Source organism: Nocardioides sp. AX2bis (genome assembly GCF_902506435.1).
In the GTDB taxonomy this organism is placed as follows: Bacteria; Actinomycetota; Actinomycetes; order Propionibacteriales; family Nocardioidaceae; genus Nocardioides.
Window position 1 is genome coordinate 1,158,514 of sequence record NZ_LR733215.1, and the last position, 10,029, is coordinate 1,168,542.

General features: G+C 74.2%; 12 protein-coding genes. 7 read left to right on the forward strand and 5 right to left on the reverse strand.

The features are described 5' to 3' along the window. Nucleotides 1-3 precede the first annotated feature (3 nt). Nucleotides 4-699 (forward strand): L,D-transpeptidase, encoded by a 696-nt coding sequence (locus tag GV155_RS05525; RefSeq protein WP_160006002.1) that lies wholly within the window; start codon nt 4-6, stop codon nt 697-699. A 99-nt stretch (nt 700-798) separates the two neighbouring features. Here GV155_RS05525 and GV155_RS05530 read toward each other — a convergent pair whose 3' ends face one another. Next, nucleotides 799-2,421, reverse strand: coding sequence for a DEAD/DEAH box helicase (locus tag GV155_RS05530; RefSeq protein WP_236554035.1), 1,623 nt, complete (start codon nt 2,419-2,421; stop codon nt 799-801). Nucleotides 2,422-2,526: 105 nt separating this feature from the next. Between GV155_RS05530 and GV155_RS05535 the strand changes: the two genes are divergently transcribed. After that, on the forward strand, nt 2,527-3,252 hold the full coding sequence (locus GV155_RS05535; protein ID WP_160006004.1) for a ferritin-like fold-containing protein: 726 nt from the start codon (nt 2,527-2,529) through the stop codon (nt 3,250-3,252). A 52-nt stretch (nt 3,253-3,304) separates the two neighbouring features. Here the strand turns inward: GV155_RS05535 and GV155_RS05540 are convergent, their stop codons facing one another. Together GV155_RS05540 and GV155_RS05545 are read right to left on the reverse strand one after the other, a co-directional pair. After that, nucleotides 3,305-3,526: a DUF3107 domain-containing protein gene (locus GV155_RS05540; RefSeq protein WP_160006006.1), complete on the reverse strand. Its 222-nt coding sequence runs from the start codon at nt 3,524-3,526 to the stop codon at nt 3,305-3,307. A gap of 62 nt (nt 3,527-3,588) precedes the next feature. Beyond that, nucleotides 3,589-4,227 carry a TetR/AcrR family transcriptional regulator gene (locus tag GV155_RS05545; RefSeq protein ID WP_160006008.1) on the reverse strand — a complete coding sequence of 213 codons (639 nt, stop codon included), beginning with the start codon at nt 4,225-4,227 and terminating at the stop codon, nt 3,589-3,591. A 201-nt stretch (nt 4,228-4,428) separates the two neighbouring features. Here GV155_RS05545 and moeZ point away from each other — a divergent pair, with 201 nt between their 5' ends. The 5 genes from moeZ to GV155_RS05570 all read left to right on the forward strand — a co-directional run bounded on the left by moeZ (nt 4,429) and on the right by GV155_RS05570 (nt 8,435). After that, nucleotides 4,429-5,628: an adenylyltransferase/sulfurtransferase MoeZ gene (gene moeZ, locus GV155_RS05550; RefSeq protein WP_160006010.1), complete on the forward strand. Its 1,200-nt coding sequence runs from the start codon at nt 4,429-4,431 to the stop codon at nt 5,626-5,628. Nucleotides 5,629-5,692: 64 nt separating this feature from the next. Next, a complete protein-coding gene (locus tag GV155_RS05555; protein WP_201300068.1) occupies nt 5,693-6,592 on the forward strand; it encodes a hypothetical protein in 900 nt (299 codons plus the stop codon). A 25-nt stretch (nt 6,593-6,617) separates the two neighbouring features. Continuing rightward, nucleotides 6,618-7,433 (forward strand): GNAT family N-acetyltransferase, encoded by an 816-nt coding sequence (locus GV155_RS05560; protein WP_160006012.1) that lies wholly within the window; start codon nt 6,618-6,620, stop codon nt 7,431-7,433. Between the two features lie 5 nt (nt 7,434-7,438). Continuing rightward, nucleotides 7,439-7,762: an MGMT family protein gene (locus tag GV155_RS05565; protein WP_160006014.1), complete on the forward strand. Its 324-nt coding sequence runs from the start codon at nt 7,439-7,441 to the stop codon at nt 7,760-7,762. Between the two features lie 4 nt (nt 7,763-7,766). Then, nucleotides 7,767-8,435 (forward strand): lysophospholipid acyltransferase family protein, encoded by a 669-nt coding sequence (locus tag GV155_RS05570; protein ID WP_236554036.1) that lies wholly within the window; start codon nt 7,767-7,769, stop codon nt 8,433-8,435. 16 nt (nt 8,436-8,451) lie between these two features. On the opposite strand, the gene GV155_RS05575 is transcribed toward GV155_RS05570, so the two are convergent. Both GV155_RS05575 and GV155_RS05580 read right to left on the reverse strand, forming a co-directional pair. Next, entirely contained in the window at nt 8,452-9,345 is an 894-nt protein-coding gene (locus GV155_RS05575; RefSeq protein ID WP_160006016.1) for an SMP-30/gluconolactonase/LRE family protein, read from the reverse strand. Nucleotides 9,346-9,406: 61 nt separating this feature from the next. Then, entirely contained in the window at nt 9,407-10,003 is a 597-nt protein-coding gene (locus tag GV155_RS05580; RefSeq protein ID WP_160006018.1) for a class I SAM-dependent methyltransferase, read from the reverse strand. Nucleotides 10,004-10,029: the final 26 nt, after the last annotated feature.

Genomic DNA, 10,029 nt, shown 5'->3' on the forward strand with positions numbered 1-10,029 from the left:
GCCGTGAGCACGCACCGCGGCCCCGGTCGTCCCCGGTACGGGCGGATCGCGACGCTCGCGACGTCCGTCGCCGTCACCGCCGTGGCGTTCCTGGGCAGCGCCGGCGTGCTGCCGGCCGAGGACGCCGACGACGTGCCCGTCGCGGCTGCGGCCGACCCGGCTGCCGTCGACCCGGCTGCCGCCGCACCGTCCACGCCCACCGACCAGCCGACGTCCGCCCCGTCGACCGACCCGGACGCGACCGCCGACCCGACCCCCGACCCGACCGTCGAGGTGACGGCCGAGCCGGTGGAGGACACCGCGCTGCCGGCCCGCTCCGGCGAGGGCAGGCGCGTGGTCTTCAGCGAGTCGCGCCAGCGGGTGTGGCTGGTCGGGACCGACGGACCGCAGCGGACCTACCCCGTCTCCGGCAGCGTCTACGACAACCTCGACCCGGGCACCTACGAGGTCTACTCCCGCTCGGAGCAGGCGTGGGGCATCGACGACTCCGGCACCATGAAGTGGTTCGTCCGGTTCACGCAGGGTGACAACGCCGCGATCGGCTTCCACGACATCCCCGTGGACGACGGCCGCAAGGTCCAGGGGCTCGACGAGCTCGGGACCCCGCTGTCGCACGGGTGCATCCGCCAGCGCACCTCCGACGCCAAGGCCCTGTGGGACTTCGCCCCGCTCGGCACGACCGTCGTCGTCACCGCCTGACCGAGCGCCCGACCGAGGGACCGCCGCGACGCACCGACGGCCGGCCCCCGGGGGGACCGGCCGTCGTCGTGCCTGTGCGAGGTGCTCCTCGCGGGGTGCTCAGCCCTCGGAGGCCGGCGCCGTCGTGGCGGAGCCCGTGTCGCGACCGCCCGAGGAACGGCGGCGGCGCCGGTTGCGGCTGCGCGGGGCGCCCTCGGTGCCCTCGCCGCCGGCGGGGGTGCCCGTGACGGCCTGGGTCGTCTCGGTCGGCGCGGCGGTGCCGGCCGGAGCGGCGCTCGCGCCGTCGCCCGAGCGGGTGCGCCGACGGCTGCGGTCACGTGCGGGTCGCTCCGAGGAGCCGGAGCCGGAGCCGGACCGGTCCGAGCCGCCGGAGCGCTCGGAGCGACCGCGCTCGGGACGCTCGCGCGGGGGTAGCGGGGCCGGGTCGACGATGCGCCCGCGCGTGCCCGGGGCGATGCCCTGGTCGTGGAAGAGGTGCTCGGAGGTGGAGTACGTCTCCTGCGGCGACTCGAAGGGCAGGTCCAGCGCCTTGTTGATCATCTTCCAGCGGTGCAGGTCGGCCCAGTCCACGAAGGTGATCGCGGTGCCGGTCGCGCCGGCGCGACCGGTGCGACCGATCCGGTGGACGTAGGTCTTCTCGTCCTCGGGGCAGTTGTTGTTGACCACGTGGCTGACGCCGCGCACGTCGATGCCGCGGGCGGCGACGTCGGTGGCGACGAGGACCTTGAGCTTGTCCTCGCGGAAGCGGGTCATCGCCTTCTCGCGGGCGGCCTGCTGCATGTCGCCGTGCAGCGCGCTCGAGGCGAAGCCGCGCTCGGCGAGGTCGTCGGCGATGCGCTGGGCCTGGCGCTTGGTGCGGGTGAAGACGATCATCTTCTCGGCGTCAGCGGACTGGAGGACGCGGCCGAGGATCTCGGGCTTGTCGAGGTCGTGGACCTGGTAGATGAACTGCGCGGTCGCCGGCACGGTCTGGCCGTCGTCGGAGGACTCCGCGCGGATGTTCATCGGGTGGCGCATGTGGGTGCGCGCCAGCGCCACGATCGCGGCCGGCATGGTGGCCGAGAACAGCATCGTCTGCCGGGTCTCGGGCGTCATCCGCAGCATCCGCTCGACGTCGGGCAGGAACCCGAGGTCCAGCATCTCGTCGGCCTCGTCGAGGACGAGCGCGTGGACGTGGCCGAGGTCGAGCGCCTTGCGGTTCGCCAGGTCGAGCAGACGGCCAGGGGTGCCGACGACGATGTCGACGCCGGCCTCGAGCGCCTCGAGCTGGGGCTCGTAGCCCACGCCGCCGTAGATCGTCAGCACGCGCAGACCGCGGTCCTTGCTGGCCAGGTGCAGGTCGCTGGAGACCTGGAGCGCGAGCTCGCGGGTCGGGGCCACGATCAGCGCCTGCGGCTTGCCTGCCGGCAGGTCCGCGTACGCCGGGTCGTGCGGGGCCACGCTGCGCTGCAGCACGGGGATGCCGAAGGCCAGGGTCTTGCCGGTGCCCGTACGGGCCTGGCCGATGAGGTCGGTGCCCATCAGGGCGACCGAGAGGGTCATCTCCTGGATGGGGAAGGGGGTCACGATGCCGCCGCGCTCGAGCGCGTCGGCGATCTCGGGGTGCACCCCGAGGTCACGGAAGGTGGTCAATGCGTGCGTCGCTTTCGTCTGCCGGCGAGAAGCTCTGCGAAGCGGTCGCCGGAGGTCGGATGCGGCCGATCGGGCGCCGACCGCGCACATGCACGAGCGCCGCGGAGTGCCGGGTCCCCGGGAGCCCTGCGCGAGCAGGCGGGGACGGCGTCGGCGAGGCGCTCGACAGGGCCACCCTATCGCTAGGGTGCCGACATGGCTGAATCTCACGAGGGCGCGGCGACGTCGCCCGCCGGCCCCGACGTCCCCGTGGCCTTCGAGGACCCCGGCTACCGGGAGGCCGTGGTCGACCTCCTGGGCGTGATCGCCTACGCCGAGATCTCCGCCTTCGAGCGGCTGGCCGAGGACGCCAAGCTCGCCCCGACGCTGGCCGACAAGGTCGCCCTGGCCGCGATGGCGACGGCCGAGTTCTCCAAGGTCGCCGCCATCCACGACCGGGTCCGCACCTTCGGCGGCGACCCGTTCGAGGCGATGACGCCGTTCCGGCTGCCGGTCGAGCAGTTCCACCGCCACACCGCGCCGGCCGACTGGCTGGAGAGCCTGGTCAAGGCCTACGTCGGCGACGGCCTGGCCAACGACTTCTACCGCGAGGTCGCGGCCTACCTCGACCCCGGCACGCGCGACCTGGTGGTCAGCTCGGTCGAGGGCGGGGAGCACGCCGCCTTCGTGGTGGACCGGGTGCGCGCGGCGATCGTCGCGGACCCGCGGGTCGGCGGCCGGCTCGCGCTCTGGGGGCGGCGGCTGATGGGGGAGGCGCTGATCCAGGCCCAGCGGGTGGCGGCCAAGCGGGACGCGCTGTCGGCGCTGCTGGCCGGCGGGGTGGACCGCCCCGGCCTCGACCTGGCCGCGCTGGGCCGGATGTTCACCCGGCTGACCGAGCGGCACGCCGAGCGGATGGCGCTGCTCGGCCTCGACAGCTGAGCAGCGCCCGCGCCCGGCGTACCGGTGGTGCGGGTCCGACGGGTCGTGCTGGTCAGCCGCGGAAGCCGACGGCGCCGGTGCTGCTGGTGCCGATCTCGACGTAGGCGAGCTTGGCGGCGGGCACCACGACGGTGCGGCCCTTGGTGTCGGTGAGCGTCAGCACGCCGTCACCTGCCACGGCGTCGGCCACGGCCTGCTGGATGTGCTCCTGCGTCTCGCCGCTGTCGACGACGAGCTCGCGCGCGGCGTTCTGGACGCCGATCTTGACCTCCACGATGGTCTCCTCTGCTGGTGGTCGGGGGGTGCACGGGGATCCGTGCGGTGGAGCGGAGGAGCTCAGTGCTCCTCGGTCTTGGGGTAGCCGCGGATGCCGCGCCAGGCCAGCCCGGCGACCAGGGCCGCGGCCTCCTTGCGCTCGAGCCCACCGGCCTCGGTGAGCCAGAAGCGGGCGCTGACCTGGGCCATGCCGACCAGCGAGACGGCCAGCAGTCGCGAGGCGCCGGCCGGCAGGCCCGTGTCGTCGGCGATGACGGCCGCGATCATGGTCGCGCAGTCGGCCGTGACCCGGTCGACCTGCTCGCGCACGGCCGGCTCGTTGGTCAGGTCGGACTCGAAGACGAGGCGGAAGGCGCCGGCGTCGTGGGCGACGTAGGTGTAGAAGGCGTCGACGGTCGCCGCCACGCGCTGCTTGTTGTCCTGCGTGGCCTCCAGGGCCTCGCGGCAGCCCGAGATGATGGCGTCGCAGGAGGTGTCGAGCAGCGCGAGGTACAGCTCGAGCTTGCCCGGGAAGTGCTGGTAGAGCACCGGCTTGGACACCCCGGCCCGGTCGGCGATGTCGTCCATGGCCGCGGCGTGGAAGCCCTGGGCCACGAAGACGCCGAGCGCGGCGTCGAGCAGCTGGGCGCGTCGCTCGCGGCGCGGCAGTCGGCCGCCGCGTGGGCGGCCCTCCTCCACGTCGTGCTGGTCGATGACCATGGGGGACCCTCCTCGTCGAGACGTCGTGCGCCGGCGCGTACGCCCGGCCGGACGCCGGACCCGGGGAGCCTATCCCGGTGCCCAGGACGTCCGGATGACGGGACGAGCACGGGAACACCGCGCGGGGCGGGGGCGTTGTGGTGTCGTACGACGACAGACATCCCTGAACCGCGATCTGCGCATCACCGATCGGAGCGACCCGTGTCCCTGGCCCCCCTGGTGGAACCCGCCGACGAGCTGACCAACGACGAGGTCCGTCGCTACAGCCGGCACCTGATCATCCCCGACGTCGGGATGGCCGGCCAGAAGCGGCTGAAGAACGCCAAGGTGCTGGTCATCGGCGCCGGCGGTCTCGGCTCGCCGGCCCTGCTGTACCTGGCCGCGGCCGGTGTCGGCACCCTCGGCGTCGCCGAGTTCGACGAGGTCGACGAGTCGAACCTGCAGCGCCAGATCATCCACACCCAGTCCGACATCGGGAAGTCCAAGGCGGTCTCGGCCAAGGAGTCGATCGCCGAGGCCAACCCGTACGTCGAGGTGGTGCTGCACGAGGAGCGCCTCGACAACGACAACGTGATGGACGTCTTCCGCGGCTACGACCTGATCGTCGACGGGACCGACAACTTCGCGACCCGCTACATGGTCAACGACGCGGCCTACTTCCTGGGCATCCCGTACGTCTGGGGCTCGATCTACCGCTTCGACGGCCAGGCGTCGGTCTTCGCGCCCTCGCTGGCCGACGACGCGCCCTGCTACCGCTGCCTCTACCCCGAGCCCCCGCCGCCGGGCATGGTCCCCAGTTGCGCCGAGGGCGGCGTGCTCGGCGTGCTGTGCGCCGCGATCGGCTCGATCCAGGTCAACGAGGCGATCAAGCTGATCACCGGCATCGGCGACCCGGCCGTCGGCAAGCTCGTGATCTACGACGCCCTCGAGCTGGAGTGGCGCAAGCTGCGCGTGCGCAAGGACCCCGACTGCGCCCTGTGCGGCGAGAACGCCACGGTCACCGGCCTGATCGACTACGACGCCTTCTGCGGCGCCATCTCCGACGAGGCCGCCGACGCGGCCGCCGGGTCCACGATCTCGGTGGTCCAGCTGGAGCACATGCTCAAGGAGCGCGAGGAGGGCACCCGCGACTTCACGCTGGTCGACGTGCGTGAGCAGAACGAGTTCGAGATCAACAAGATCCCCGGCTCGGTGCTGATCCCCAAGGGCGAGTTCCTCAACGGCAACGCCTTCGAGCAGCTGCCGCAGGACAAGCCGGTCGTGCTGCACTGCAAGTCGGGCGTGCGCTCGGCCGAGGCGCTGGCAGCGCTCAAGGGCGCCGGATACTCCGACGCGGTCCACGTCGGTGGCGGCGTGGTGGCCTGGGTGAACCAGATCGACCCGAGCCAGCCGTCCTACTGACGCTCGACCCGGAACGGCCCCGTCCCCGGCGTAACCCGTCGGGTCCGGGGCCGTTGTGATCTGCATGACCCGCACTCGTCGCACCCACGTCGCCCGCACGCTGGCGGCCCTCGTCCTCGCCTCCGGTGCCGCCGCCTCGACCGCCGCCGTCACCGCGGCCCCCGCCTCGGCCGAGGCCGGCGGGCGCTGGGCGCCGGCCGGGACCGCGGCGATCCACCCGGGCGTGCAGATGTACACCCAGGGTGCGCAGTGCACCGGCAACTTCGTCTTCACCGACGCCCGGGACCGGACCTACGTCGGGTACGCGGCGCACTGCGCCGGCCTCGGCGAGGCCACCGACACCGACGGCTGCCAGGCCGAGTCGCTGCCGCTCGGCACCCGGGTCAGCTTCAACGAGGGCGGCTCGCTGGTCGACGGCGGCACGCGGGTCGGGCGGGGCACGCTGGCCTACTCCTCGTGGCGCACGATGGACCGGATCGGCACCACCGCCGCGAACCCGTGCGCCTACAACGACTTCGCGCTGGTCCGCGTCGACCGCGACGACGTCCGCAAGGTCAACCCGAGCGTGCCGTTCTTCGGCGGCCCGACCGGCATCGACCGCGACGGCACCGCCGAGGGCGACCGGGTCTTCTCGTACGGCAACTCCAGCATCCGCGGCGGCCTCGAGGTGCTCTCGCCCAAGGTCGGCTTCTCGCTCGGAGACGCGCCCGCGGACGGCGGCTGGTCGCACCCGCTCTACACCCTGACGCCCGGCATCCCCGGCGACTCCGGCTCGGGCTTCCTGACCGCCGGCGGCACCGCGATCGGCACCCTGTCCACGCTGGGGCTGGCCCCGCTGCCGGCGTCGAACAACATCGGCGACCTCGCCAAGGAGCTGCGCTTCGCCCAGCGGCACGCCGGGATCGACGGCCTGCGCCTGGTCAAGGGCACCGAGCCGTTCGACCCGGCGGTCCCGATCCCCTGAGGGACGCCTCTGCCACGATGACCCGGTGACGCTCGCCGACGACCTGCTCGCCGTGTACGACGACCGGCTGCGCGGTGAGGCCGAGGTGGCCTCCGCGGGCTGGTCGGCGCCGCTGGGACCGCTCTGGCTGGCGCGGTACGGGCAGCACGGCCTGGTCACCTACCGGACCCTCGACGGCCTGTCCGCCGGGGCGCTCGACGCACTCGTCGCCGACGTCGTGGCACGGTGGGCCGCCGACCCCGAGGTCACCGCGTGGGAGTGGAAGACCCGCGGCCACGACGGGCCCGCCGACCTCACCGACCGGCTGCGCTCCGCGGGCCTGGTGCCGGAGGAGCGGGAGACGATCATGCTCGGCGAGGCGGCCGCGCTGGCCGTCGAGGTCGACCTGCCTGACGGCGTCGTGGTGCGACGTGCCGACGTCGGACCGGACCGGGAGTCCTGGATCTCCCGCGCCGCCGCGCTGCAGCGGCAGGTGTTCGGGCAGGGGCCCAGCGACGCCGAGGTGCTGGCCCGCTTCGACCGCAACGAGGGCCGTGCCGGCCTGTGGGTGGCCGCCGTGGGCGAGGAGGTCGTCAGCGCCGGCCGGCTCGAGGTCGTCCCCGGCACCGGCTGCGCCGGGCTCTGGGGCGGCTGCACGCACCCCGACTGGCGGGGCCGCGGGGTCTACCGGGCGCTGGTGGCCGCCCGCGCCGCGTGGTGCCTGACCCAGGACGTCACCTACCTGCACAGCGACTGCTCGCCGATGTCGCGCCCGATCCTGGAGCGCGCCGGTCTGGTCGCCGTCACGACCAGCACGCCCTGGGTCGGCCCCGGCGGCGCCGTGACCAGCCCGGGGGAGTGACGGGCGTGCGGCACCCGGAGGACTACGTCGAGGACGTGCTCACGGTCGTGGAGTCCGTCCCGCCGGGTCGCGTCACGACGTACGGCGCGGTGGCCCGGGCCGTGGGCGTCTTCGGCCCCCGGCGCGTCGGCAACGTGATGGCCGAGCACGGGGGAGGCGTGCCGTGGTGGCGCGTGGTGCGCGCCGACGGGTCGCTGCCGCCGAGCCACGACGGCCGCGCACGGGAGGCGTACGAGCTGGAGGGCACGCCGCTGCGGCCCTCCGGGGCCGTCGACATGGTCTCGGCCTTCGTCGAGCCGGACCCGCCGGCGCCGGGTCCGGCACACTGACCCCGTGCTGTACTCCGCGCTCCACTCGGTCGTCCCACCGCTGGCCAAGGCGGTGTGGCGACCGACGGTCACCGGTCTCGAGCACGTGCCACGCTCCGGCGGCGTCCTGCTGGCCAGCAACCACCTCAGCTTCATCGACTCGGTGGTGATCCCCGTCGTGGTGCCCCGCAAGGTCGTCTTCCTGGCCAAGTCCGACTACTTCACCGGATCCGGGCTGAAGGGGGCCGCCACGCGCGCCTGGTTCGAGTCGCTGGGCATGCTCCCGGTGGACCGGGACGACACGAACGCCGCCCTGGCCAGCCTCGGCATCGCGCAGGAGGTGCTCGAGCGGGGAGAGGCCTTCGGGATCTACCCGGAGGGCACGCGCTCGCGCGACGGACGGATCTACCGCGGCCGCACCGGTGCCGCGCACCTCGCGCTGACCACCGGCGTCCCGGTCGTCCCGGTCGCCCTGACCGGCACCGAGGACCTGCAGCCGGTGGGGTCGCGGCTGCCGCGGCTGGTGCCGGTGACGGTCGCCTTCGGCGCCCCGATCACGACGGTCGGCCGGTTCGAGGGCGTGCCGCTGGGCCGCGCCCGCCGCGAGCTCACCGACGAGGTGATGGACGCGATCGCGGCGCTGAGCGGCCAGGAGCGCGCGCCCGGCTACAACGAGCGGTCCGCGGCGACCTGACGACCGCGGTCGTGGTTCAGGGCCGCCCGGCGTGGGGGACCTCGACCCGGACGGCGCGCATCTCGCCCTCCCGGGCGGCGCTGCGGGCGTGCTCGTCGAAGTCGGGCGCGCAGCACAGGAACAGCGTGCGGCCGTCGGCACCACCGAGCATGCAGGCGAAGACGCCGGTGCCGGTGCTGATCTCCTCCAGCACCCGCCCGCCCTCGGCCACCCGGACGACACGTCCGCCGAGCGCGTCGGCGGTCCACAGCGCGCCCTCGGCGTCCAGGCAGCACCCGTCGGGGGCCAGCGACAGCTGGCCGATGCCCTCGGCCTGGGCGCGTGAGGTCGGCAGCTCCCCGAACCTCGCCCAGTCACGCCGGGGGCCGAGGGTGCCGTCGGAGGCGATGTCGAAGGCCGAGACGCGGTTGCCGAGCGTCTCGTCGACCACGAGCACGCCGTCGTCGGTGATCACGCTGCCGTTGGGGAACCACAGGTCGCGGGCCACGACCGTCACCGTGCCGTCGGGGTCCACGCGCAGCAGGTCGGCGGTCTCCAGGTCGGCGCCGCCCATCAGGTCGAAGCCGAAGCTGCCGAGGTAGGCACGTCCCTCCGCGTCGACGACCATGTCGTTGGGGTGCCCGGTGACGTACGCCGAGACGTCGGCGTGGGTGACCAGCGTGCCGTCGGGCTCGCGGCGCAGGACCCGGCGGTCCTTCATCGAGACCACCAGCAGCCGCCCGTCGGGCAGCCAGCCCAGGCCGGACGGCTGTGCCGGCACCTCGGCCTCGACCCGGAGGTCCTCGCCGTGCTCGGTCGTCGACAGCACCCGGTGCGTGTAGAAGTCGACCATCCACAGCCGGTCCTCGTGCCAGCGCGGGCACTCCAGGAAGGTCATGCCGGACAGGACGGTGGTGATCTCGCGCGTCATGGGTGCACGCTAGCGGCGGCGTGACGTCGCTCACAGCGCCGGGCGGGCCGGGAGCGTGGGCTCAGGGGAGGTCGACGAGGCGCAGCCCCGGCTCGGCCGGCTCCGGGTCGCCCGTGAACCGGTGGGCGCCGACCAGGGGGCCCGCGTCCGCGACCTCCTCGAACGGACCGTCCAGGAGCGCCTCCCGCACGGCGGGGACCGGGTCGTGGCCGCCGCCGTCGGAGGTCGACAGCACCAGGGCCTCGAGGGCCAGCAGTCCCGGCAGCGCCGCGACGGCGCCCGCGAGGTCGGCCTCGGCCAGGTCGTCGAGCACCCCGCCCAGCACCAGCACGTCCACGGGCAGGACACGGAGGTAGGCGTCGGTGGTGCCGGGGTCGGCGCAGCGCACGTCGACGTCGAGACGCAGCTCGCGCGCCGTGCCCCGGGCGGCCGCGGCCAGGTCGGGGTCGGGCTCGACCAGGGTCGCGCGCACGGTCGCGGGGGACCCCGCCAGCACCGGCAGCACGTCCCGGCCGTCGCCGGCCCCCAGGACCAGCAGCCGTACCGCCGCGCCCGGACCGTCGCCCAGCTCGCGCAGCTCGCGGGCGAGCAGGCGTCGTACGGTCCCCGCCCGCTCGGTCCCCGACGGGTCCTGCCCGGGCCGCCCGTGGTCGCTCACCGCTCCAGTGAAGCAGGCTGTCGGCG

Bases quoted from the DNA above. Each gene is read 5' to 3' on its own strand.
- GV155_RS05530 (WP_236554035.1), bottom strand. From the start codon at position 2,421: ATGTGCGCGGTCGGCGCCCGATCGGCCGCATCCGACCTCCGGCGACCG.
- GV155_RS05535 (WP_160006004.1), top strand. From the start codon at position 2,527: ATGGCTGAATCTCACGAGGGCGCGGCGACGTCGCCCGCCGGCCCCGAC.
- GV155_RS05545 (WP_160006008.1), bottom strand. From the start codon at position 4,227: ATGGTCATCGACCAGCACGACGTGGAGGAGGGCCGCCCACGCGGCGGC.
- GV155_RS05555 (WP_201300068.1), top strand. From the start codon at position 5,693: ATGACCCGCACTCGTCGCACCCACGTCGCCCGCACGCTGGCGGCCCTC.
- GV155_RS05575 (WP_160006016.1), bottom strand. From the start codon at position 9,345: ATGACGCGCGAGATCACCACCGTCCTGTCCGGCATGACCTTCCTGGAG.